Raw genomic sequence first — 21954 nt, forward strand, 5'->3', positions numbered from 1 at the left:
GTCGCCTTTTCTTTGGTTACTTTCTTTTGGCGAAGCAAAAGAAAGTGACTCGCCCGCCGGGGCGAGTCCCGGCCAACGATCTCAACAAGAAGAGCACAGTCAAAAAACCAAGACCGCTGGCAAACTGCCCCGCACCATGCCAACGATCCTCCCCGCAGAAGCGCACCACTACCCTTCCCTCCACCAAACCCTCGACACGGTAGCCCGAGAAAAAAAGTACCTGGCCCTCACCGAGGCCCCGCCCTACGACTCGACAACCGACTTCTACCGCCATCTGCGCGCCACCCACTCCCCCCACTTCGTAGCCGTAGAAAATAACCAGGTCATAGGCTGGTGCGACATCGCCCCCACCTTCGGCCAGACCCGCGCCCACGCAGGCACCCTAGGCATCGCCCTGCACCCCAACGCCCGCGGCCAAGGCCTCGGCCCCCAACTGCTGCGCACCACCATCGAAGCTGCCTGGCTCAAAGGCCTCACCCGCATCGAACTCACGGTGCGCGACGACAACCTCCCCGCCAAGGCCCTCTACGAGCGTTTCGGCTTCCAGCACGAAGGCCTGCAACGCCAGGCGATGCGCGTCGACGGCATCTACCACGACGTCCACGCCATGGCCCTGCTCGCCACCGAGGCCACCGCGCCCCACTAGACTGGTCCGTACCCGACAAGAGCCCGGAGACCCGACACCATGTGCAGGAGCATCAAGACCCTCTACAACTTCGAGCCGCCCGCCACCGAGCAGGAGATCCGCGCCGCGGCCCTGCAGTTCGTGCGCAAGCTCAGCGGCTTCAACGTGCCCTCGCGCGCCAACGAGGCCGCATTCGAACGCGCCGTCGAGGAAGTCAGCGCCAGCGCGGCGCGGCTGCTCGAATCGCTGGTGACCACGGCCGGGCCGCGCGACCGCGAAGTGGAGGCCGAGCGCGCCAAGGCCCGCTCGGCGGCGCGCTTCGGCACGCAGCTTTCGTGACCGCGGCCGGCATTCGCGCCTGAACCCGCCGCGTTCGGCCTTCGCCGCGCACGGTTTTTGCGCCTGCCGCGGCGCAGGGCCAAAAGGCCTTTGGTATCGTGCCTTGCAAGCCGAAACACATTCAAGAAGACGCGGACATCGACCGAATGAGAAAGACCTATATCGGAGGCTGCCACTGCGGCGCCGTGCGCTTCGAAGCCGACATCGACCTGAGCCTGGGCACGCTGCGCTGCAACTGCGCGATCTGCACCCGCACGCGCTTCTGGCCGGCCATCGTCGAGCCCGAGGCCTTTCGCCTGCTCGAGGGCGAATCCGAGCTCAGCGACCAGATGCTCGACAGCCGCAACAGCCACTACATCGTCTGCAAGCTCTGCGGCGTGCGCTCCTTCGGCGTGGGCCATTCGCCCGAGACCGGCGCCCATGCCTATGGCGTGAACGTGACCTGCCTCGACGACGTCGACCTCGACGACCTGGTCAACTCGCCGCTGCGCTACGTCGACGGCCACCGCGGCACCTGGCACGTGGCGCGCACGGCGATCGATCCCTGACAGACAAACACAACCCCAGGAGACACCCCCATGCCCTTCGAACTCTGGCTCGCCTTCGTGGCCGCCTCGGCCGTGCTGCTGATCATTCCCGGCCCGACCATCCTCACCGTCATCAGCTATTCGATGTCGCATGGCCGCCGCGCCAACGTGCCGCTGGTGGCCGCGGTGGCGCTCGGCGATTCGACCGCGCTGGTGGTGTCGCTGCTGGGCCTGGGCACGCTGCTCGCGGCCTCGGCCTTCTGGTTCAACGCGGTGAAGTGGGTGGGCGGGCTGTACCTGCTGTACCTGGGCATCAAGCTGCTGCGCGCGGGCGTGTCGAGCGCCGAGATCGCGACGCCCGAAGCACCCGCCTCGCGCTGGCGGCTGTTCGCCAACACCTACCTGGTGACGGCGCTCAACCCCAAGGGCATCGTGTTCTTCGTGGCCTTCCTGCCGCAGTTCATCAGCCAGAAGGCAGAGGTCGCGCCGCAGATGTGGGTGCTGGCGCTGACCTTCGTCGCGATGGCCACGCTCAACGCCACGCTCTATGCGGTGTTCGCGGGCTCGGCGCGGCGCCTGCTGTCGTCGCCGCGCGCGCAGCGCCGCTTCAACCTCGGCGGCGGCGCGCTGCTGAGCGCGGCGGGCCTGTGGGCGCTGATGGCGCGCCGGCCGGCCTGAGCCGGCCCCTCGATCAGTTGCGGCGCGGATCGCCCGGACGGCTGTCGTAGCGATTGGGCACGCCGTCGCCGTCGCGATCGCGGTCGTAGCGGTTCGGCACGCCGTCGCGGTCACGGTCGCCATGGCGCGGCGGCGGCGGGCGGTCGTAGCCGGGGGCGACCACACAGCCGGCCAGCACGGCCGAGGCCGACAGCACGACGGCCAGGGTGGCGAGTCTGTTGTTCTTCATGAGGGTTCTCCTTGGAATGGTTGTGGAACACCGCGGCGGCTGGCCTCTGGGCACCGCAGCGGTAGCGCATTGAAGGCCACGCAGGTCGGGCCGCGGTGTCGCGATGGCTGCGCCGCGGTGAAGTTGTGTGACCGGATGTGGCAGCTGCTGCCGACTGTGAGCGACGCGCCCGGCCCCCGCGTGGCGGTGCGTCCCGCGTCCGCGAGTAGGCGCATGCCGCGCGGCACCGGTTCGAACTTCCGTCTACATCTTTCGGCAGGACGGCAGCCCGACGCGCATGGCCGAGAATGGCGGCCGCTTTCCAGCCCGGCGCCTTCCCCGCGCGCACCCCTGCCCTGATGCCGACTCCGAACGCCCTGCCTCCTCATTCGATTGCACGCCCCGCGCTGCGCGCCACGCTGGCGTTCGGCGCGCTGATGCTGATGGCCCAGGGCGCGCAGGCCGTGCCCGGCTTCGAGGAGGTGAAGCGCGACTTCCGTTCGTCCGACACCGCGGTGCTCGACCGCAACGGCGAGCTGCTGCAGCGCGTGCGCACCGACGCCAGCGTGCGACGCGGCCAGTGGACGGCGCTGGCCGACATCTCGCCGGCGCTGCGCACGGCGATGGTGCTCAGCGAGGACCGGCGCTTCTACGAGCACAGCGGCGTCGACTGGCGCGCGGTCTCGGCCGCGGCCTGGGGCAACCTCTGGAACACGCGCACGCGCGGCGCCTCGACCATCACGATGCAGCTCTCGGGCCTGCTCGACGAAGACCTGCGGCGTGGCGGCGGTGGCCGCAGCCTGACGCAGAAGCTCGGCCAGACCGTGGCCGCGGCGCAGCTCGAACGCCAGTGGCGCAAGGACCAGATCCTCGAGGCCTACCTCAACAGCGTGCCGTTCCGCGGCGAGATCGTGGGCATCGACGCGCTCTCGCGCACCCTGTTCGGCAAGGCGCCGAGCGGCCTCGACGCGCGCGAGGCCGCGGTGGCCGCCGCGCTGGTGCGCGCGCCCAACGCGCGGCCGGCCCTGGTGGCGCAGCGCGCCTGCGAGGTGCTGCGCGCCATGGAACCGCAGCGCAAGGCCGACTGCGAGGCGCTCGACATGTTCACCAGCGCCGCGGTGCAGCGGCGCGCCTTCGATGCCAGCGAGGGCATCGCGCCGCATGCCGCGCGGCGCGCGCTGCGCCAGGCGCGCGAGGGCCGCGAGCCCGGGCAGGAAGACACGCAGCCGGGCGAGGCCAAGACGGCCGCGAAGGACGCCGGCGACGGCAGCGTGCGCACCACGCTGCGCGCGCCGCTGCAGCGCTTCGCGCTCGGCACCCTGCAGCGCCACCTGCGCGAACTGCGCGGCCGGCACGTGGAGGACGGCGCGCTGGTGGTGCTCGACAACGCCACCGGCGAGGTGCTGGCCTGGGTCGGCTCCTCGGGGCCGCTGAGCCAGGCGGCCGAGGTCGACGGCGTGACCGCGCTGCGCCAGCCGGGCTCGACGCTCAAGCCGCTGCTCTACGGCCAGGCAATCGCCGAGCAACGGCTCACCGCGGCTTCGCTGATCGAGGACTCGTCGGCGCAGATCAACACCGCGAGCGGCCTCTACATCCCGCAGAACTACGACCGGCGCTTCAAGGGCCCGGTGTCGGCGCGCACCGCGCTCGCGGCCTCGCTCAACGTGCCGGCCGTGCGCACGCTGGTGATGGTGTCGCCCGAATCCTTCGCGCGCGGGCTGCGCGCGGCGGGCCTGCCGCTGCGCGAGAGCGGCGACTACTACGGCTACAGCCTCGCGCTCGGCAGCGCCGAGGTCACGCTGCTGTCGCTGACCAATGCCTACCGCATGCTGGCCAACGGCGGGCGCTACGGCACGACCACCTTGCTGGCGCCGGCCGCGCCGGACAAGTCGAAGAAGACCCCCACCACCGCCGCCGCCACCACCGCCGCAAAGGCCGCCCCGGCCCCGGTGCTCGACCCGCGCGCCGCCTTCATCGTCGGCGACATCCTGTCCGACCCCAACGCGCGCACCCGCACCTTCGGCCTCGACAGCATCCTCTCGACCCGCTTCTGGAGCGCGGTGAAGACCGGCACCAGCAAGGACATGCGCGACAACTGGGCCGTGGGCTGGTCGCAGCGCTACACGGTCGGCGTGTGGGTGGGCAACGCGAGCGGCGCATCGATGTGGGACGTGAGCGGCACCAGCGGCGCGGCGCCGGTCTGGGCCGAGGTCATGCGCTTCCTGCACGCGCGCGAGCCGAGCCGCGCGCCCGCGCCGCCGCCGGGCCTGGTGCGCACGCACATCGACTTCGGCCCCGGCCCCGACGGCAACGCGCTCGAGGCCGCGCGCGACGAATGGTTCGTGCAGGGCACCGAGCAGCCGCTGTTCGCGCTCGCCAACGACCCCGGCGCCGCGGGCTCGGCCAGCGTCGCGCGCATCACGGCACCGGCCGACGGCACGATCATCGCGCTCGACCCCGACATCCCGCCGCTGCGCCAGCGCGTGCGCTTCGAATCGGAAGGCCGCGGCGTGCAGTGGCGCATCGACGGCAAGCACTTCGCGCGCGGCAACAGCGCGCAGTGGCTGCCCTGGCCGGGCCGCCACCTGATCGAGCTGGTCGATGCCGGCGGCAAGGTGGTGGACCAGCGCCGGCTCGAGGTGCGCGGCGCGGGCGTCGTGACGAAGAGCGCCCAGCGATGAGGGCGACGACCCCGGACTTCCGACCCGGCCTGCACCTCTGGCTGTGCCTCGTGCTGCTGTTCGCCGCGGTGTTCGGCGCGCAGGCCAGGCCCGTGCCCGTGCCGGCGATGAAGTCGCGCGTGATCGACCAGAACAAGACGCTCGACGCCGCGCAGGCCGAGGCGCTGCGCGAGCGCATCGCCGACCTCGAGCGCGAGACCCAGGCCCAGCTCGCGGTGCTGATCGTGCCGACCACCGGCGAGGACAGCATCGAGCAGTACGCCACGCGCGTGTTCGCGCAATGGAAGCTCGGGCGCAAGGACGAGGACGACGGCGTGCTGCTGCTGGTGGCGATCCGCGACCGGCGCATGCGCATCGAGGTCGGCCGCGGCCTCGAGGGCCGCATCACCGACATCCAGGCCGCGCGGATCATCGACCAGGAGATGACGCCGCGCTTTCGCGCCGGCGATTTCGACGGCGGCCTGGGTGCCGCGGTCGACGGCATCGCGCAGCTGATCCGCGGCGAGCCGATGGCCATGGCCCAGGAACTGCCGCTGATCGATCCGGGCGAGCCCGTCGAATCGACGGCGCCCGAGCCGCGCGGATCGCATGTCACGCCCGAGGGCTGGGCCTTCTTCGCCGTGATCGGCTGGTCCGCGCTGGTCGGGCTCTGGCAGAGCCGGCAGAAGAAGAGCGCGGCCGAGCTGCGCACCGACGCCGACTGGCTCGCCCGGCGGCGCGCGCGGCAGGCCCGCAGCAGCGCGCGACGCTCGTCGAAGCGCGCACGCCGCGCGCAGGCCAGCGTCGCGGCCGAGCTGGAAAGCGCCTCGGCCCTTGCCGCGGCCGCGCCCGGCAAGACCCTGCGGCGCTGGCCCTGGACCTTCGGCGCGCTCGCGGTCGCGCCGGTCGCCGCGGCCGCCACGCTCGGCGAGCCGATGTTCGCGATCGCGCTCGCGATGATGCCGGTGCCGATGGGCTTCGGCCTCGGCTATGGCTGCGGCCTGTGGCGCACGATGCGCTTCGTCGTCGCCGGCATCGCGCTGCTGATCGCGGGCGTGGTGATCGCGGGCCAGCAGCTGGGCTGGGAGCGCGTGGGCTGGTCCCTGCTCGGCATGCTGGCGCTGGGCGCGGCCGTGCTGGTCGGCCTGCTGATCGTGACCGGCATGCGCAAGGCCTGGCGCAAGGGCGTGCGCAGCTTCGTCACGCGCTGGATCGTGGTGTGCGTGCTGGTGGGCCTGTTCGTCGGGATGGCGCACGACGAGCTCGATCCGCAGCTGTTCTGGATCGTGCTCGCGGCCGTCACGGTGGTGGCGCTGCTCGTGGCCTTCTTCCCGGCCGACGGCGGCGGGGGTGGCGGCGGTGACCGCGACTACGGCGACAGCGGATGGAGCAGCAGTTCCTCCTCGTCGTCCGACTCTTCTTCGTCCTCGTCGTCGGATTCCTCGTCGTCGTCCTCGTCGGATTCCGGCGGCTCGAGCAGCGGCGGCGGCGCCTCGGGAAGCTGGTAGCAACACACCACGCCGCGCGCATCGGCTTCCGACATCGTGCCCACGTGCGCAGGGCACCGGGTACTCCCCGCAGCGAAATCAAGGAGGAGGCCGCAGGCCGGGGGACATTCGCGGAGGGGAGTACCCGGTGTCCTGCGCACGCCCCCGAACGCCCCCGCCTCAGCCAAGCCCCTCCCACCAGCAGGCCTACCGAAGCCCCGACACAATTCATCCGATGATTCAATGAATTAGCACCTCATGCTCGCCCAAGCCCCCCGCACTTCCCTGGTCGAAGCCGCCGCCAACGGCATCCGCGCCGAAATCTCCGCCGGCCGCTGGCCCGTCGGCGCGCGCATCCCCATCGAGCCGCAGCTCGCCCAGTTGCTCGGCGTGAGCCGCGGCACCGTGCGCGAGGCCGTGAAGACGCTGGTCTCGCGCGGCCTGCTCGAGGTGCGCCAGGGCTCGGGCACCTACGTGCGCTCGGGCTTCGACCCTGGCGCCAGCCTGCAGAAGCTGCGCCTGGCCAGCCTGCTCGACCAGTTCGAGGTGCGCTGCGCGCTCGAGGTGCAGGCCGCGCGGCTGGCCGCGCTGCGCCACACGCCCAAGGACCTGCGCCAGCTCCACGCCCTGCTCGATGGCCGCGGCACGCCCGCGCCCGGCGACGGCGGCGCGGCCTTCATCGAGCGCGACCTCGCCTTCCACCTGGCCATCGTCGACATCGCGGGCAACCTCGCGCTCGCCGAAACCGTGCGCTTCATCGGCGGCTACATCAAGGACACGATCGCCAGCACCATGGGCACGCTGCTGCCCGAGCCCGACGACGCGGCCCACCGCGCGATCGTCGAGGCCATCGCCAGCCGCGACCCCGAGCGCGCCGACGCCGCCGTGCGCGCCTTCATGACGCCCATGATCGCGACGCTCGCCGCCGGCACCGACACCCCCACCGACGGCCCACGCGCGCCGTCCCGCCCATGACCGCCACCACCCTCCCCACGGCCACCCGCCGCAACGCGCCCGCCGATGCCGATGCCGGCCAACTGCTGATCGACGCCGAGGTCGACAGCCAGCCCGCGCCGCCGCCCACCCCGGCGCCGAGCCGCGGCCGCCGCATCCTGCTGGGTGCCAGCGTGGTGCTGATCGCCTTCAACCTGCGACCGGTGTTCTCCAGCCTCTCGGTGGTGCTGCCCGAGATCATCCGTGCCACCGGCCTGTCGGCCACCGCCGCCAGCCTGCTGACCACCCTGCCCGTGCTGTGTCTGGGCCTGTTCGCGCCGCTCGCGCCCGGCCTCGGCCGGCGCTTCGGCACCGAGCGCACGCTGCTGGGCTGCATGGCGCTGATCCTGGTCGGCACGCTGCTGCGCGGCACCGGCCACGTGCCGCTGCTGTTCGTCGCCTCGGCGATCGCCGGCAGCGGCATCGCGGTCGCCAACGTGCTGCTGTCGGGCCTGGTCAAGCGCGACTTCGCCGGGCAGGCGGCGCTGATGATGGGCCTCTACACCATGGCCGTGTGCGGCGGCGCCGCGAGCGCGGCCGGCCTCACGGTGCCGATCGAGCATGCGCTGGGCGGCGGCTGGACCGCGGCGCTCGCGGTCTGGGCGCTGCCGGCCGCGCTGGTCACGCTGCTGTGGGCGCCGCAGGCGCTGCCGCTCAAGCCGATCGCCAGCGAAGCCGGCTTCACCGTGCGCGGCCTGTGGCGCGACAAGCTGGCCTGGCAGGTCACCTGCTTCATGGGGCTGCAGTCCGCGCTGGCCTACATCGTCATGGGCTGGCTGGCGCCGATCCTGCGCGAACGCGGGCTGGCCAGCGACACCGCGGGCTACGTGGTCTCGGTCTCGGTCATCACGCAGGTCGTGACCTGCCTCGTGATCCCCGCGCTCGCGGTCAGGCTGCGCAACCAGATCGGCCTGGCCGTGGCGCTCGCGCTGCTCACCGTGGCCGCCATGCTGGCCCAGCTGTTCGCGCCGCTCGGCGGCGTGTGGGTCTGGGCCGTGCTGCTGGGCATCGCGCAGGGCGGCACCTTCGCGCTGGCGCTCACCATGATCGTGCTGCGCTCGCCCGATTCGCACGTGGCCGCGCACCTGTCGGGCATGGCGCAGGGCGTGGGCTACGTCATCGCGGCCTTCGGTCCGCTGCTGGCCGGGCTGCTGCACGGCTGGACCGGCAGCTTCAGCGCCGCCTCGTGGCTGTTCGTCGCGGTCGGCGTCGCGATGCTGATCGCGGGCATCGGCGCCGGCCGCACGATGCACGTCGGCGCGGTCACCGTTCCGCGCTAGAAGTCCGGGCCGGCGTGGCGCAGGCGCGACGCGGCGCGCAGTCCGCGCGCGCCTACAACAAGAAGCTCGCGCGTCCGAAGAGCGAGGGGTCCGGAGCATGAGAAACTTCGTGCCATGCCGACGGTCAGACTGCGGCCCCGAGCAGGCACCGCCCCGATCCACCCGCCTCACGGCTTCTCTTCGACGAGCGTACCATGAAGAAACTTGCCGCCCTGGCCTTGCTGGGCCTGATCCAGACCGCCCCCGCGCTGGCCCAGCGCGACATGGACGTCTATGAAGCCGACCGCCGCTACTGCGCGAGCGGCCGTTCGGGCATGGACTTCCACTCGTGCATGGACCGGCTGCGCTTCGACCGCCAGCGCGACCGCGATCGCTGGGAACGCGAACGCTGGGAACGCAGCCGCGACGACCGCGACCGCTGGGAGTACGAGCGCCGCCAGCGCTATGCCGCGCCGCCGCCCCCGCCGGTCTACCGCGAACCGCCGAAGCTCAGCGACATGCAGCAGCGCGCGCTCGACAACTGCGTCCTGCTCGCGCCGCGCGACCAGCCGCGCTGCCGCGCGACCGTGATGTCGACGGTGCGCTGAAGGGTGCCGTTGCGGCAACCCTCCCGCGCGCGGTGACCCCGAGGGGAACCGCGCAGGCCGCCCACGGCGGCCGTGCCGCGCTGCGCAATGCGGCGGACCGGTGCATGATGCGTCGCCGATCCATTTCATGAACGCCTCCTCCGCCCCGCAGGAAGAAGAAGCCGCTGGCTCGCCCGACAGCCCCGCGCTGTCGCGCATGGTGCGCACCGAGCAGATGCTGGCGGTGCGCCGCAGCGTGCTCGCCGCGATCCCGGTCAACCTGGTGCTGAGCCTCACGGTGGCGCTGCTGGCCCACCACTCGGACCTGACCGCGCTCGGCCTGGCCTGGCTGACGCTCTCGCTGGCCGTCAACATCACGCGCATCTTCGTCTGCCGCCGGCCCTTCGTGGCCTCGCCCGGCGCCAACGGCAGCGATCCCGCGGTCGACCACGAGCTGCGCCTGGCCTGGCTGTTCGCGCTGCTGTCGGGCTCGGTCTGGGCGCTGATCCCGATCCTCTGCGAGGGCTACACCTCGCCGCAGACCCTGTTCTACCTGACCGTGGTCTGCGGCATCTGCGCCGGCTCGGTCACCTACGGCATCGCCTACGCGCCGGTGCCGATCAGCTTCATCACGCCGGCGCTGCTCTCGGTGTTCGGCTGCCTGGTCTGGGCCGGCGGCTTCGACCACCTCGCGCTGGCCGCGATGGTGCTGGTCTACCTCGCGGCGCTGGTGCGCGCGGCGCTGCAGAGCGCGCGCGGCTTCCGCGAGGGCAGCCGGCTCAAGAACGAGGCCGTGTCGATGGCCGCGCGCCTGCGGCAGTCGCACACGCTGTCGCTCGAATCGACGCGCCAGCTCGCCTTCCGCGTCGCGCACGACGCGCTCACGGGCCTGCTCAACCGCGAGGGTTTCACCCAGGCCTCGAGCCTGCGCATCGATGCCGGCGGCAAGGAGCGCGAGCACGGCCTGCTGATCCTCGGCATCGACGGCTTCAAGGCCGTCAACGACGCCTTCGGCCACAAGATGGGCGACCGCGTGCTGCAGGACGTGGCGCAGTGGCTGCAGCGCGAGCTGGCCGGGCGCGACGCCATCCTGGGCCGCTGGGGCGGCGACGAGTTCGCCGCCCTGTTCATCGCCGAGGACGGCGGCCCCTCGCCCGATCAGGTGGGGCAGGCGCTGATCGAATCGATCGCCTCGGCCACCGCGCAGTATGGCGGCAAGCTGAGCGCGAGCGTGGGCATCTGCGTCGAGCGCGGCGTGTCCATCGCCGACATGCTGAGCTCGGCCGACGAGGCGCTGCACGAGGCCAAGCGCGCGGGCCGCAGCCGCTGCCGCCGCTTCGACGAGGCCTTGCGCGAGCGCCTGGTGACGCGGCGCGACGTCGAGCGCGACCTGCCCGGCGCGGTCGCCTCGCGCGCCATCGGCGTCTGGTACCAGCCGATCCTGGCCGACGGCGGCCGCCGGCTGCACAGCCTCGAGGCGCTGCTGCGCTGGCAGCATCCGCGCCACGGCTGGATCCCGCCCGAGGACGTGATCCGCGCGGCCGCGAGCACCGGCCTCGCCGAATCGCTGCTGCGTCACATCCTGGCCGAGATCTGCGTCGGGCTGCAGGAGCTGGCCGCGGCCGACCCGCGCTTCGAGGCCGTGCCGGTGGCGATGAACGTCTCGCCGCGCGAGATGTCGCAGCTCGCGCTCGACCGCATCGTGCTCGGCGAGATCGCGCGCCACGGCATCGCGCCTCATCGCATCCAGATCGAGATCACCGAGGAGATCGCGCTCGACACCTTCGCCGCCAGCGCGCGGCTGCATGCGCTGGCCGACGCGGGCGTGGCGATCGTGGTCGACGACTTCGGCGTCGGCTATTCCTCGCTGGCCTCGCTGCGCAGCAAGTACGTGCGGCAGGTCAAGATCGACCGCAGCTTCATCCTCGGCCTGGCCGCCTCGCCGGGCAACCGCGTGCTGGTCGAGTCGGTGATCCGGCTGGGCCATTCGCTGCGCATCGACGTGGTGGCCGAGGGCGTGGAGACCGGCGAGGAGCTTGAGGCGCTCAATGCGCTCGGCTGCCCGCTGATGCAGGGCTATCACCTCGCGCGGCCGATGCCGCTCGACAAGGTCTTGCCCTGGGCGCAGCGCCTGCCCGGCTGAACTTCAGCCCGGCACTGGGCCGCCATGCAGCGGCAGCCGCAAGGTGAGCCCCAGCGGGCCGCCCGCATGCGAGGCCGCATAGAGCCGCCCGCCGAGGCCGGCCGCGATGCGCTCGCAGGCGCGCACGGGCGCGGCGCCCACATCGCGCCAATGCACCACCGCCTGCGCGCCCTCGATGCGCGCATGCACGCGCAGCTCGTCGTGCGGCGCGGCCGGCAGCGCCTGCGCGGCGATCTGCGCGAGCAGCTCGCGCAATTCGCTCTCCACCGCCAGCACGGGCACGGCCTGCGGCGGCAGCTCGATGGCGGCGCGCGGCAGCGCCGCGCCGAGCAGCGCGCGCAGGTCGTGCACCGCGCTGCGGCCGAGCCGCTGCAGCGCTTCGTCGCGCGCGCGTGCCGCGGCCTCGCGCGCCCGCGCCCCGTCGCGCAGGTTCGCGACCAGCAGCGAGCCCATCAGGCCGAAGACGCCCGCGAAGCCGAGCCCGATGACGCTGGCGATGACGAGGCCGAGGTTGCCGGTCTGCATGGATGCGCGCGCCGGTCTCAGCGCGGCGCGCCGGGTCGGTACTCGAGCGCGCCCGAGGGCGTGCGCTCGCAGCGGCCCGCGAGCGCATCGCCGCGCGGACCCGGCGGCACGGGCCGCGCGCCCTCGGGCTCGCCCTCGCACATGTCCCAGGCCGGCAGCGGCATCAGGCGCGCGGTCAGCGGCCCGGGCATCGACAGGCGCGGAGTCATCGGCGGCGGTGGCGGGCCATAGGCCATGGGCGGCGGCAGCACGATGCAGCCGCCGAGGCTGGCCGCGGCCAGCGCGCCGGCCAGGCAGCGGATGTGGAATGTCATGAAAGCTTCTCCTCTTTTCTTCTGCGGCCGCGCACGGCACACGCGCCCGCGCGCCACGAAGTGCGCGCGGGCGCATGCCGGCGTCAGAACGCGTGGCGGATGCCGAAGTCGTAGCCGGTCGAGGATTTGGGCAGGCCGGTGTAGCCCACGCCCGTGGTGCCGTAGCCGGTGGTGCTGGCGGCCGTGAGGCTGCCGGTGTAGGCCGCGTCGTTGCGGTTGCTCACGCGCGCGATGGTGGCGTAGAGGGCGGTGCGCTTCGACAGGTTGTGCACGTAGCCGAGCGCGAGCTTGTTGACGCGCGGGTCCTCGCCGAAGATGCCGGCGGCGCCCTCGTTGTAGCGCACCGTCGAGTACGAGGCGCGGATCAGGCCCGGGCCCACCGGCACAGTGGCGCCGATCAGATAGCCCTTGTAGCTGTCGTGCGTGTTGGCCAGGCCGGTGTCGAACTTGTTCTGCACGTTCGAGATCTCGCCGAACAACTTGACCGGGCCGAAGTCGTACGAGGCGCCGAGGTTGACGGTCTGCACCTTGCGCGTGAGCGTGGTGGTGTCGACCGCCACGTTCTGGCCCGCGGCCAGCGCGATGTCGAGCGGCCCGTTGGCATAGCCGAAGCGCCCGCCGACGTAGCGGCCCGCGCTGCTGCTGGTGGCGGTGCCGGTGACGTCGGTGCTGCGCACGTTCTCGTTCAGGCTGTACTGCACCTGGCCGTAGAAGCCGCCGAGGTTGGGCGGCAGGAAGTACGCGACCATGTTGCTGGCGCGCGTGTAGTTGCTGTTGCCGATGCCCGTGCTGGCGCTCACGGTGCTGATGACGTTGGTGCCCGAGCCGTTGGTGCCGAAGGGATCGAACACGGTGTCGTTCCAGAAGGTGGCCGTGTAGTCGCGCCCCAGCCGCACTTCGCCGAAGCCGCCCGACAGGCTGACGGTGGAGCGCCGGTTGAAGTTGGCGATGCCGGTCGCGCCGTCGTCGTTGGTGATCGGTGCCTCGAGCCAGAAGCTCGCGGCCAGCCCGCCGCCCAGGTCCTCGGTGCCCCTGAAGCCGATGCGGCTGGAGTTGTAGCCCGAGTTGGCCAGGCTCCATTGGCTCTGCTTGCTGGTGATGCCGGTGATCGCGTTGCGCGAGGTGGCCGACTGGTAGCTCACGCCGGCGTCGATGACGCCGAACAGGGTGACGGACGATTGGGCGCAGGCCAGGCCGGTGACGGTCAGCGCGGCCAGGGCCGTGAGGGATTTCTTCATTCAGGTTTCTCCGGTTTCGGCGCTCTTCATCGAGCGGCCGGAACGGATGCTCTCGTCCAAATTTGGAGGAATCTGGTGCATGGGGGCGAATGTTGTTTTTGCGCGCAATCGATGCGCGAACACCCCAATGCCGTCCTTACCAAAAGTCTCCCAAAAGCCGCGCGATGCTTTAGGGCCTGTTGACGCTATGCAAGGGGTCGCGAAGCTCGCCAGAGCCCGCCCATCAAGGCGCGCGACGACGCGTGTGCGTCCGCACACGCTAGGAGCGCAACGCCGAGGGGCGGGCTCTGGCGAGCTTCCCTTCGGGTTGCCCCGCAAAGGGGCCGTCTGCGGCGTTGCCCGCGCTTGCAAGGCATCAGCCTTGCTGCGCACGGGCGCCTTGCATCCAGCCCCTTTGCGGGGCAACGCGACCCCTTGCATAGCGTCAACAGGCCCTAACTCGAAGGAGCCACCATGACCATCGCATTGCAAAGCACCCTCGCCGCCTCGCTCGGCGTGCAACAGCTCGCCAACGCATTCAGCCCCGCGTTCGACCACCTGCGCATTCTTCGCAACCTGATCATCCCGATGCCCGAGGGCTGCGCGGTGCGCACCGCGCGCATCGACGCGGTGGTGGTCTGCGAGACCGGCGTCTACCTGTTCGAGATCAAGGCCTGGCGCAACGCCTTCGTCTACCGCAAGAAATCGGACCAGGCACCGCCGCGCTGGTTCCTGCGGTTGCAGGGCTGCAACCGCGCGCGCGAGGTGAAGGACCCGGCCTGGCAGGGCGGTCGCAAGACCACGCAGCTGCGCAGCCTGCTGCCCGACGACCTGCGGCTGCAGTACTTCGTGCTGCTGCCCTGCGAAGGCGTGGCGCTCGAGGGCGTGATGCCCGCGGCCGTCATCACGCAGCAGGACCTGCCCTACATCGCGCGGCTGGTGCGCAACAACGGCCGCACCGCGCGCAGCTATCCGCTGCTCGATGCGCAGGCGGTCGAACGCACGGTGCAGCGGCTGCTCGAGGTGCAGGGCGAACTGAGCCTCGAGGACCACCTGCGCAATTGCCGCGCCTGCGGCGAGCCCGGCGCGCGGGCCCCGATGGCGGCCCCGGCCTGGCCGACCGCCAACGCCATCGGGCTGCAATAAAGGAGAGAAAGTGAACTCGGCGCGGCGTCCCAAATTTCTCCGACATTGGACGAAACCATGCGCCGATGAACTCTCCGAAGTCCCTCGCGGGCCTGGCGCTGCTCGCTGCGCTGATCGCACCCTCCACCCGGGCCGCCGAGCCCTTCGCCGTGCAGGACATCCGCCTCGAAGGCCTGCAGCGCGTGGAGGCGGGCACCGTCTTCGCGACCCTCGGCCTGCGCGCCGGCGACACCTACAGCGACGAACGCGGCAGCGAGGCCATCCGCGCGCTGTTCGCGCTGGGCCTGTTCAAGGACGTGCGCATCGACGTCACCGGCCGCGTGCTGGTGGTGATCGTCGAGGAGCGCCCGACCATCGCCGACGTCGACTTCGTCGGCACCAAGGAATTCGACAAGGCCGCGCTGCAGAAGGCGCTGCGCGAAGTGGGGCTGGCCGAGGGCCGGCCCTACGACAAGGCGCTGGCCGACCGCGCCGAGCAGGAGCTCAAGCGCCAGTACCTGGGCCGCGGCCTCTACAACGCGCAGGTGGTCACCACCGCCACGCCGAGCGAACGCAACCGCGTGAACCTGAGCTTCGGCGTGACCGAGGGCGAGCCCGCGCGCATCCGCTCAGTGCACGTCGTGGGCAGCCGGGCCTTCAGCGAGAACACGCTGCTCGACCTGTTCGACCAGGACAGCGGCGGCTGGCTCAGCTGGTACACCAAGTCGAACCAGTACTCGCGCAGCAAGCTCAACGCCGACCTCGAGACGCTGAAGAGCTACTACATCACGCGCGGCTACCTCGAGTTCCGCGTCGACTCGACCCAGGTCGCGATCTCGCCCGATCGCGAGGACCTCACGGTCACGGTCAACATCAGCGAGGGCCAGAAGTTCACGGTGGCGGGCGTGAAGCTCGCGGGCGACTACCTGGGCCGCGACGACGAATTCAAGACGCTGGTCACCATCAAGCCCGGCCAGCCCTACAACGGCGAGCAGGTCACGGCGACCACCAGGGCCTTCACCGACTACTTCGGCACCTTCGGCTATGCCTTCGCGCGCGTGCAGGCCGAGCCCGAGATCGACCGCGCGAACAACCGCGTGACGATGGTGCTGAAGGCCGAGCCCTCGCGCCGCGCCTACGTGCGGCGCATCCACATCGGCGGCAACGCGCGCACGCGCGACGAGGTGATCCGCCGCGAGTTCCGCCAGTACGAGGGCGCCTGGTACGACGGCAACAAGATCAAGCTGTCGCGCGACCGCGTGGACCGGCTGGGCTTCTTCACCGAGGTGAACGTCGAGACGCAGGAGATTCCCGGCTCGCCCGACCAGGTCGACATCGCGGTGACGGTGGCCGAGAAGCCCACCGGCTCGCTGCAGCTCGGCGCCGGCTATTCGTCGACCGACAAGATCTCGCTGAGCTTCGGCATCACGCAGGAGAACGTGTTCGGCAGCGGCAACTACCTGGGCCTGCAGGTCAACACCAGCTCGTACAACCGCACGATCTCGCTGACCGCCACCGATCCCTACTTCACCAAGGACGGGATCTCGCGCACCGTCAACCTGTTCCACACCACCACGCGCCCCTACTACGAGGCCGACGGCAACTACAAGCTCGCGAGCGACGGCGGTTCGGTGCGCTTCGGCATCCCGGTGGGCGAGCTCGACCGCATCTACCTGGGCATCGGCGTCGAACGCTATGCGTTCACGCCCGGCAGCAACGGCACCTACACGCTGGTCGACGGCTCCTATGTCTACACCGGCACGCCGCAGGCCTACCTCGACTACTTCCAGTGCACCGGCACGGCACCGAGCGTGAGCTGCGCCAACCGCAGCATGGTGGCGTTTCCGGCCACGCTGGGCTGGTCGCGCGACGACCGCGACAGCGCGCTGATCCCGACCCAGGGCCGGCTGCAGAGCGCGAACCTCGAGGTGGGCGTGGGCGGCGCGCTGCGCTACCTGAAGAGCAACTACCAGTACCAGCAGTACTTCCCGCTGTCGAAGCAGTACACGCTGGCGCTCAATGGCGAGCTCGGCTATGCGCGCGCGCTCGGCGACGCGGCCTTTCCGATCTTCAAGAACTTCTACGCGGGCGGGCTGGGCTCGATCCGCGGCTTCGAGCAAAACTCGCTGGGACCGGTCGATGCCGTGTCGGGCGGCTCGCTGGGCGGCACGCGCAAGGCGATCTTCAACCTCGAGTTCAGCACGCCGTTCCCGGGCGCGGGCAACGACCGTTCGCTGCGGCTGTACACCTTCCTCGACGCGGGCAACGTCTTCGCGAGCCGCACGGCCAGCATGAGCGATGCGCAATGGAAGGCGCAGAACAAGCTGCGCGCCTCGGCCGGCCTGGGCATCAGCTGGATCTCGCCGCTCGGGCCGCTGCGGCTGGCCTACGCGGTGCCGCTGCTCTACCAGAAGGCGGACACGGCCAACGGCATCGCGGCCGACCGCACGCAGCGGCTGCAGTTCCAGATCGGCACCTCGTTCTGAACGCCATGGCCCGCATCCTGCTGGTGGAAGACGCCCGGCACAGCAGCGCCGCCGTGCTGCACGGCCTGCTGCACGACGCCGGCCACGAGGTCGAGCAGATCGCCGACGGCGCGGCCGCGCTCGAGCGCATCCTGCATGCGCCGCCCGCGCTCACGCTGCTCGAGGTGGCGCTGCCGCGCATCGACGGCCTGCAGGTGCTGGAGGCGGTGCGCTCGCTGAGCGACCATCCGATCATCATGCTGACGGCGCGCACGCGCGAGGCCGACCGGCTGCGCGGGCTCGACCTCGGGGCCGACGACTACGTCTGCAAGCCCTTCTCGCCGCGCGAGGTGGTGGCGCGCGTGAACACGGTGCTGCGCCGCCACGCGCAACGCCGGCACGCGGCACGGCCCTCGGCGGCCGTGGCCTTCGCCGAGGCCGACGGCGGCGCACGGCTCGAGGGCCGGCCGCTGGCGCTGACGCGGCGCGAACTGCTGCTGCTGCGCGCGCTCTCGGGCGACCCGGGCCGGGTGTTCAGCCGCTCGACCTTGCTCGAGGCCGCGTTCCCCGAGGCGCTCGAAGTCAACGAGCGCGCGGTCGACGGCCACATCAAGAACCTGCGCCGCAAGCTCTCGGCCGCCGCGCCCGCGCACGACTGGATCCGCTCGATCTACGGCGTGGGCTTCAGCTTCGCGGAGCGGCCGGCCTGAGTTTCAGCGCGCCTGGTAGCGGCAGGCCCCCGCGCCGCGGCGCGTGCCCGGCTTCGGCGCGGTGGGGCTGTAGATGTCGACGGGCTGGCCGGGCCGGGGGCGGGCCTGCTGCGGCAGCGCGGTGCGCTCGACGTCCATGATCGGCGCGAGCGTGGAGACCGGCATGCGGCGCGCCGAGCCGCGCCCGCCGGGCTCGGGCGGGCATTCGTCGCGCACCGCGACCACCGTGCCGGCCGCGAGGCCGCAGAAGGCCAGCGCGCCCGCCAGCCGCTGCATGCGCCGGCTGCGGCGCTCGGCGGGCGCCGCGGGAAGCATCGTCGTGCCCTGCATGGCTCAGCCTCCGGTGCGCGGTGGCGGCGGAACTTCCTCGGGCAACGCCATGGCCTCGGGCGCCCGGGGGCCATGCACCGCTTTCACGGGGCCATGCCCGAGGGCACGCGCCGGCCAGGCCGAGGCGGCGAAACCCGCCGAGGCCGACAGGCCGATCGCGCCGAGCATGGCCAGCAGCGCGCACCGGTCCAGCGACGGTGAACGCTCCGCGGGGGTCATGCCGACTCCTCGCCGACGGCCGTGCCGCCGACCACGCCAGGCCGCGTGGCGCGGCCCTCGGCCCAGTGGATCGCGAAGATCCAGGCGGGAGCGAACAGCCCGAACAGCGCGAGGAGCGCGGGCCACAGGAGGTCGATGCACGGTGTCATGGCCGCCATCGTGCGTGCCGATTCGGGAGAAAAATGGGAGATCGGCTCTCCCAGATTCCTTCACATTTGGCGGTCATGATCGGCGGCTTGCCGATGACGCCTCCGTCCGCCGCACCGCCTGCCATGCCCGCGCCACCCGCATCGCCTGTCGCAGAATGCGGCCCTCACCTCCCGAGACCATGCCGCGTCTGCGCCTGACCCTCTCCCGCAAGATCTTCCTGGCGCTCGCCGCGCTGCTGATCGTGCTGCTGCTGAGCTTCGCGGGGCTCTCGATCCTCGCGCTGCAGCGCGGCCTCGGCGCCTACGTGGCCGAAATCGAGATCCGCCGCATGGACTGGCTCTCGCAGCTGGTGCTCAAGCACTACGTGCTCAACGGCGACTGGAAGAGCCTGCGCGACAACGACGAGGCCTGGCACCGGCTGCAGATGGGCCGCGTGGCGACCGTGCTCGACAACGCCAGCGCGCCCGACGACCGCCGGCTGCCGCCCTGGTACGAGTACCGCACGCTGCGCGTCGACCCGCCCGAGGGTGCGGCCGACAACGGGCCGCCGCCGATGCCGCCGGGCCAGCTCGAGCTGCTGCCGCGGCGCGCGATCCCGGCGATGCCGCCGCCCTTCTTCTTCGCCGATCCGCGCGCGATGGCCGACTCGATCTACCAGCGGCTCGCGGTGCTCGACGCGCAGGGCGCGCGCGTGGTGGGCGCGACCATCGATCCCGAGAACGCGGCACGCCTGCCGATACGGCGCGGCCGGGCCGTCATCGGCTACCTCGCGCTGGCGCCGCTGCAGGGCCTGGAGAGCGAGGCCGACCGCGCCTTCCTGGCGCGGCAGTCGGGCGTGATCGTGCTCACCGGCCTCGCGGGCCTGATGTTCGCGCTTGCGCTCTCCTACCTGCTGGCGCGGCGCTGGTTCAAGCCGGTCGACGACCTGACGCAGGCGGCGCAGGACGTGGCGCGCGGCCGGCTGTCGACGCGCGTGGTGGTGCAGGGCTCGGACGAACTCGCGCTGCTGGGCAAGACCTTCAACGACATGGCGCAGCGCCTCGACACCGTGGAAGCCTCGCGCCGCGCCTGGCTGGCCGATGCCGCGCACGAGCTGCGCACGCCGCTGGCCGCGATGCGCGCCGAGATCGAGGCGCTGCAGGACGGTGTGCGCACCTTCGACGAACGCACGGCGCTGCGGCTGCACCGCCAGGTGATCCGCCTCGGGCAACTGGTGGACGACCTGCGCAGCAGCATGCGCGCGCCGCAGAGCGACCTGCCGACCACCACGGTCTATCCGCTGTCGCTGCTCAAGGAGGCGCTGGACCACACGCGCGACCGCTTCGCGCAGCGCGGCATCGCGGTCGACCGCCGCGCCATCGACCTGATCGCGGCGCGCAAGCAGCCGGCGATCGAGGGCGACGCGCACCGGCTGCACCAGGTCTTCATGAACCTGCTCGAGAACACGCTGGCCTACACCGACCCAGGCGGCGTGCTGCGCATCGACGTCACGGTGGAAGGCCCATGGACCGGCCACAGCCTCACGCTGCTGTTCGACGACAGCGCGCCGGGCGTGCCCGAGAGCGAACTGCCGCGCCTGTTCGACCGCCTGTTCCGCGGCGAGACCTCGCGCAGCCGCGAGCATGGCGGCTCGGGCCTGGGACTCTCGATCTGCCGCGCCACCATCGAGGCGCATGGCGGCACCATCGATGCCTCGCCCTCGCCGATGGGCGGGCTGCGCGTCATCCTCACCCTGCCGCTGGCCAACTCACCTTGACCTCCCCATGACCCGCATCGTGATCGTCGAGGACGAAGCCGACATCGCCTCGGTGGTGCAGGACTACCTGCGCCACGCAGGCTACGAAACCGCGCACTTCGCCGATGGCCAGAGCGCGCTCGAGAGCATCGTGGCCTCGCCGCCCGACCTGACCTTGCTCGACATCATGCTGCCGCGGCTCGACGGCATCGAGGTGCTGCGGCGCGCGCGCGAACACACGGCCCATCCGATCATCATGCTGACGGCGCGCATCGAGGAGGTCGACCGGCTGCTGGGCCTGGAGCTCGGTGCCGACGACTACGTCTGCAAGCCCTTCTCGCCGCGCGAGCTGGTGGCGCGCGTGCGCGCGGTGCTGCGCCGCGCGGCGCCGGGCGTGTCCGAACAAGGAACGCCGGGCCGCGCCGCGAACGAGGCGGCGCCCGGGCTGGTGCTCGACGACGTGCACTGGCGCGCCTCGCTCGAGGGCACGCCGCTGAACCTCACGCGCCGCGAGTTCGGGCTGCTGCAGGTGCTGTCGCGCCATCCGGGGCGCATCTTCTCGCGCGCGCGGCTGCTCGAGCTGGCCTACGACGACACGGTGGACGTGACCGAGCGCGCGATCGACAGCCACGTGAAGAACCTGCGCCGCAAGCTCGGCGCGGTGACGCCCGGGCACGACTGGATCCGCTCGGTGTACGGCGTGGGCTTCGCGTGGGAAGCACCGCCGCCCGCGGACTGAGCCGCCCCGCTACTGCGGACCGCCGCAGAACGGCACGGCCGAGGTGTCGGCCGCGGTGAAGCGCGTGGTGCCGCTGCGCCGCGCGCTGCGCGGCTTGTGCGCGGGCCATTCGCTCTCGGTCCAGCTGAAGCTCCAGCCATGGGCGGCGCCGGGCCGCGCGGCATCGGCATAGGCGATGCGCAGGCTGCCCGAGGTCTCGTCGTGGCAGTGCGGCGAGGTCTTGTATTCCTTCTCGGAGAAGCAGGCGCGGATCATCTGCGAGCACCAGAAGGGGATGTCCTCGTAGGCCGGCTTGGCGGTGGCCGGGTCCCCTTCCAGCGGCACGAAGTCGGCAACGACGAAGCTGGCGCCGCCGCCCGAGTACATGTCGCTGAACGCGCTCTGCACCGCGACCGCCCAGCGGCCGTCGGCCAGCGGATAGAGCGCCGGCGCGAGCGAGCGCTGCGGCTCGCGGCCACCGCCGAGCTTCGAGGGCGTGCCCTGGTAGGCCGAAAAGTCATGCAGCCGCTGCAGGCGCCAGCTTCCGTCCGCAGTTCTCTGCACGCGCGCCATCGCGAGCGGCTTCACCGACAGCACCACGTACTCGCCCTCGGCACTGCCGCGCGGCCGGTAGAGGCCGAGCTCCTCGGCGCTGCAGGACTTCGAGAGCAGCGCACACAACGTGGGGCGCCATTGGGCATCGACCGCTTCCGGTTTGGCGACGCGGTCGAAGACCTGGGCTGTGGGGGCGGCCGTCGCTGCTGTTGCTGCTGTTGCTGCTGCGAGGAACGAGAGGGCTGCGATGGCGGCTGGCCAGGGGCGGATGGAGAGCATGGTTGCGATCTTAGGGCGGGCTTGTTGCGGTTCGGGGCGCGTGCACAGGACAGCGGGTACTTCCCTCCGCGAATGTCCCCCGCCCTTCGGGCTCCTCCTTTATTTC

At 71.6% G+C, this 21954-nt stretch carries 23 protein-coding genes; 15 read left to right on the top strand and 8 right to left on the bottom strand.

Translation table 11 applies throughout. The features are described 5' to 3' along the window. The 4 genes from AC07RV_RS45315 to AC07RV_RS45330 all read left to right on the top strand — a co-directional run. Positions 1-646 (top strand): GNAT family N-acetyltransferase (locus AC07RV_RS45315; protein ID WP_492716584.1); only part of this gene is annotated, 646 nt, incomplete at its 5' end. A gap of 39 nt (positions 647-685) precedes the next feature. Further along, on the top strand, positions 686-964 hold the full coding sequence (locus tag AC07RV_RS45320; RefSeq protein ID WP_296776490.1) for a DUF2277 domain-containing protein: 279 nt from the start codon (positions 686-688) through the stop codon (positions 962-964). Positions 965-1110: 146 nt separating this feature from the next. After that, positions 1111-1512, top strand: a complete 402-nt coding sequence (locus AC07RV_RS45325) for a GFA family protein (protein ID WP_093348512.1) — start codon at positions 1111-1113, stop codon at positions 1510-1512. A gap of 30 nt (positions 1513-1542) precedes the next feature. Then, positions 1543-2169 (top strand): LysE family translocator, encoded by a 627-nt coding sequence (locus AC07RV_RS45330; protein ID WP_093348510.1) that lies wholly within the window; start codon positions 1543-1545, stop codon positions 2167-2169. Positions 2170-2182: 13 nt separating this feature from the next. Here AC07RV_RS45330 and AC07RV_RS45335 read toward each other — a convergent pair whose 3' ends face one another. Next, on the bottom strand, positions 2183-2398 hold the full coding sequence (locus AC07RV_RS45335) for a hypothetical protein (protein ID WP_093348507.1): 216 nt from the start codon (positions 2396-2398) through the stop codon (positions 2183-2185). Between the two features lie 338 nt (positions 2399-2736). Between AC07RV_RS45335 and pbpC the strand changes: the two genes are divergently transcribed. From pbpC to AC07RV_RS45365, 6 genes are all read left to right on the top strand, one after another. Next, positions 2737-5058 (top strand): penicillin-binding protein 1C, encoded by a 2322-nt coding sequence (gene pbpC / locus AC07RV_RS45340; RefSeq protein ID WP_472922539.1) that lies wholly within the window; start codon positions 2737-2739, stop codon positions 5056-5058. Then, complete coding sequence (locus AC07RV_RS45345) at positions 5055-6545, top strand: TPM domain-containing protein (RefSeq protein WP_296776482.1); 1491 nt, start codon at positions 5055-5057, stop codon at positions 6543-6545. Before pbpC ends, AC07RV_RS45345 begins: the two co-directional genes overlap by 4 nt. 237 nt (positions 6546-6782) lie before the next feature. Then, on the top strand, positions 6783-7499 hold the full coding sequence (locus tag AC07RV_RS45350) for a FadR/GntR family transcriptional regulator (protein ID WP_296776479.1): 717 nt from the start codon (positions 6783-6785) through the stop codon (positions 7497-7499). Then, positions 7496-8797 (top strand): CynX/NimT family MFS transporter, encoded by a 1302-nt coding sequence (locus tag AC07RV_RS45355; RefSeq protein WP_296776476.1) that lies wholly within the window; start codon positions 7496-7498, stop codon positions 8795-8797. Before AC07RV_RS45350 ends, AC07RV_RS45355 begins: the two co-directional genes overlap by 4 nt. 194 nt (positions 8798-8991) lie before the next feature. Continuing rightward, entirely contained in the window at positions 8992-9384 is a 393-nt protein-coding gene (locus AC07RV_RS45360; protein ID WP_093348498.1) for a hypothetical protein, read from the top strand. A gap of 127 nt (positions 9385-9511) precedes the next feature. Next, a complete protein-coding gene (locus AC07RV_RS45365; protein WP_093348496.1) occupies positions 9512-11506 on the top strand; it encodes a putative bifunctional diguanylate cyclase/phosphodiesterase in 1995 nt (664 codons plus the stop codon). A 3-nt stretch (positions 11507-11509) separates the two neighbouring features. Here the strand turns inward: AC07RV_RS45365 and AC07RV_RS45370 are convergent, their stop codons facing one another. The 3 genes from AC07RV_RS45370 to AC07RV_RS45380 all read right to left on the bottom strand — a co-directional run bounded on the left by AC07RV_RS45370 (position 11510) and on the right by AC07RV_RS45380 (position 13583). Continuing rightward, positions 11510-12031, bottom strand: a complete 522-nt coding sequence (locus tag AC07RV_RS45370; protein ID WP_296776467.1) for an ATP-binding protein — start codon at positions 12029-12031, stop codon at positions 11510-11512. Between the two features lie 17 nt (positions 12032-12048). Continuing rightward, a complete protein-coding gene (locus AC07RV_RS45375) occupies positions 12049-12345 on the bottom strand; it encodes a hypothetical protein (protein WP_093348491.1) in 297 nt (98 codons plus the stop codon). 83 nt (positions 12346-12428) lie between these two features. Next, positions 12429-13583 carry a porin gene (locus AC07RV_RS45380; protein WP_296776460.1) on the bottom strand — a complete coding sequence of 385 codons (1155 nt, stop codon included), beginning with the start codon at positions 13581-13583 and terminating at the stop codon, positions 12429-12431. A gap of 453 nt (positions 13584-14036) precedes the next feature. On the opposite strand from AC07RV_RS45380, the gene AC07RV_RS45385 reads away from it, so the two are divergent. From AC07RV_RS45385 to AC07RV_RS45395, 3 genes are all read left to right on the top strand, one after another. Next, a complete protein-coding gene (locus AC07RV_RS45385) occupies positions 14037-14708 on the top strand; it encodes a nuclease-related domain-containing protein (RefSeq protein WP_093348486.1) in 672 nt (223 codons plus the stop codon). 65 nt (positions 14709-14773) lie between these two features. Continuing rightward, entirely contained in the window at positions 14774-17173 is a 2400-nt protein-coding gene (bamA, locus tag AC07RV_RS45390) for an outer membrane protein assembly factor BamA (protein ID WP_296784188.1), read from the top strand. A 5-nt stretch (positions 17174-17178) separates the two neighbouring features. After that, positions 17179-17862, top strand: coding sequence for a response regulator (locus AC07RV_RS45395; protein WP_296784185.1), 684 nt, complete (start codon positions 17179-17181; stop codon positions 17860-17862). Between the two features lie 3 nt (positions 17863-17865). Here the strand turns inward: AC07RV_RS45395 and AC07RV_RS45400 are convergent, their stop codons facing one another. From AC07RV_RS45400 to AC07RV_RS45410, 3 genes are read right to left on the bottom strand one after another with little or no spacing between them, the layout of a single operon-like run. After that, positions 17866-18192 (bottom strand): hypothetical protein, encoded by a 327-nt coding sequence (locus AC07RV_RS45400; protein WP_296784182.1) that lies wholly within the window; start codon positions 18190-18192, stop codon positions 17866-17868. Between the two features lie 3 nt (positions 18193-18195). Continuing rightward, positions 18196-18411 carry a hypothetical protein gene (locus AC07RV_RS45405; RefSeq protein ID WP_296784179.1) on the bottom strand — a complete coding sequence of 72 codons (216 nt, stop codon included), beginning with the start codon at positions 18409-18411 and terminating at the stop codon, positions 18196-18198. Then, positions 18408-18560, bottom strand: a complete 153-nt coding sequence (locus tag AC07RV_RS45410; protein WP_177239448.1) for a hypothetical protein — start codon at positions 18558-18560, stop codon at positions 18408-18410. The genes AC07RV_RS45405 and AC07RV_RS45410 overlap by 4 nt, the downstream gene beginning before the upstream one ends. Positions 18561-18739: 179 nt before the next feature. Between AC07RV_RS45410 and AC07RV_RS45415 the strand changes: the two genes are divergently transcribed. Continuing rightward, positions 18740-20317 (top strand): ATP-binding protein, encoded by a 1578-nt coding sequence (locus tag AC07RV_RS45415; protein WP_296784175.1) that lies wholly within the window; start codon positions 18740-18742, stop codon positions 20315-20317. A gap of 7 nt (positions 20318-20324) precedes the next feature. Beyond that, positions 20325-21035 carry a response regulator gene (locus tag AC07RV_RS45420; RefSeq protein WP_296784172.1) on the top strand — a complete coding sequence of 237 codons (711 nt, stop codon included), beginning with the start codon at positions 20325-20327 and terminating at the stop codon, positions 21033-21035. Positions 21036-21044: 9 nt separating this feature from the next. Here AC07RV_RS45420 and AC07RV_RS45425 read toward each other — a convergent pair whose 3' ends face one another. Further along, the gene (locus AC07RV_RS45425) at positions 21045-21848 is read right to left on the bottom strand and encodes a hypothetical protein (RefSeq protein ID WP_296784169.1); all 804 of its coding nucleotides are present in this window, start codon (positions 21846-21848) and stop codon (positions 21045-21047) included. Positions 21849-21954: the final 106 nt, after the last annotated feature.

This window comes from Variovorax sp. GW821-FHT09B01 (assembly GCF_059418345.1).

Excerpts from the sequence above, each read along its gene's own strand:
- AC07RV_RS45355 (WP_296776476.1), top strand. The coding sequence starts at position 7,496 with ATGACCGCCACCACCCTCCCCACGGCCACCCGCCGCAACGCGCCCGCC.
- AC07RV_RS45360 (WP_093348498.1), top strand. The coding sequence starts at position 8,992 with ATGAAGAAACTTGCCGCCCTGGCCTTGCTGGGCCTGATCCAGACCGCC.
- AC07RV_RS45345 (WP_296776482.1), top strand. The coding sequence starts at position 5,055 with ATGAGGGCGACGACCCCGGACTTCCGACCCGGCCTGCACCTCTGGCTG.
- AC07RV_RS45350 (WP_296776479.1), top strand. The coding sequence starts at position 6,783 with ATGCTCGCCCAAGCCCCCCGCACTTCCCTGGTCGAAGCCGCCGCCAAC.
- AC07RV_RS45405 (WP_296784179.1), bottom strand. The coding sequence starts at position 18,411 with ATGACCCCCGCGGAGCGTTCACCGTCGCTGGACCGGTGCGCGCTGCTG.
- pbpC (WP_472922539.1), top strand. The coding sequence starts at position 2,737 with ATGCCGACTCCGAACGCCCTGCCTCCTCATTCGATTGCACGCCCCGCG.
- AC07RV_RS45370 (WP_296776467.1), bottom strand. The coding sequence starts at position 12,031 with ATGCAGACCGGCAACCTCGGCCTCGTCATCGCCAGCGTCATCGGGCTC.
- AC07RV_RS45320 (WP_296776490.1), top strand. The coding sequence starts at position 686 with ATGTGCAGGAGCATCAAGACCCTCTACAACTTCGAGCCGCCCGCCACC.
- AC07RV_RS45330 (WP_093348510.1), top strand. The coding sequence starts at position 1,543 with ATGCCCTTCGAACTCTGGCTCGCCTTCGTGGCCGCCTCGGCCGTGCTG.
- AC07RV_RS45410 (WP_177239448.1), bottom strand. The coding sequence starts at position 18,560 with ATGACACCGTGCATCGACCTCCTGTGGCCCGCGCTCCTCGCGCTGTTC.
- AC07RV_RS45365 (WP_093348496.1), top strand. The coding sequence starts at position 9,512 with ATGAACGCCTCCTCCGCCCCGCAGGAAGAAGAAGCCGCTGGCTCGCCC.
- AC07RV_RS45375 (WP_093348491.1), bottom strand. The coding sequence starts at position 12,345 with ATGACATTCCACATCCGCTGCCTGGCCGGCGCGCTGGCCGCGGCCAGC.
- AC07RV_RS45325 (WP_093348512.1), top strand. The coding sequence starts at position 1,111 with ATGAGAAAGACCTATATCGGAGGCTGCCACTGCGGCGCCGTGCGCTTC.
- AC07RV_RS45415 (WP_296784175.1), top strand. The coding sequence starts at position 18,740 with ATGCCGCGTCTGCGCCTGACCCTCTCCCGCAAGATCTTCCTGGCGCTC.
- AC07RV_RS45425 (WP_296784169.1), bottom strand. The coding sequence starts at position 21,848 with ATGCTCTCCATCCGCCCCTGGCCAGCCGCCATCGCAGCCCTCTCGTTC.
- AC07RV_RS45380 (WP_296776460.1), bottom strand. The coding sequence starts at position 13,583 with ATGAAGAAATCCCTCACGGCCCTGGCCGCGCTGACCGTCACCGGCCTG.
- AC07RV_RS45395 (WP_296784185.1), top strand. The coding sequence starts at position 17,179 with ATGGCCCGCATCCTGCTGGTGGAAGACGCCCGGCACAGCAGCGCCGCC.
- bamA (WP_296784188.1), top strand. The coding sequence starts at position 14,774 with ATGAACTCTCCGAAGTCCCTCGCGGGCCTGGCGCTGCTCGCTGCGCTG.
- AC07RV_RS45335 (WP_093348507.1), bottom strand. The coding sequence starts at position 2,398 with ATGAAGAACAACAGACTCGCCACCCTGGCCGTCGTGCTGTCGGCCTCG.
- AC07RV_RS45420 (WP_296784172.1), top strand. The coding sequence starts at position 20,325 with ATGACCCGCATCGTGATCGTCGAGGACGAAGCCGACATCGCCTCGGTG.
- AC07RV_RS45385 (WP_093348486.1), top strand. The coding sequence starts at position 14,037 with ATGACCATCGCATTGCAAAGCACCCTCGCCGCCTCGCTCGGCGTGCAA.
- AC07RV_RS45400 (WP_296784182.1), bottom strand. The coding sequence starts at position 18,192 with ATGCAGGGCACGACGATGCTTCCCGCGGCGCCCGCCGAGCGCCGCAGC.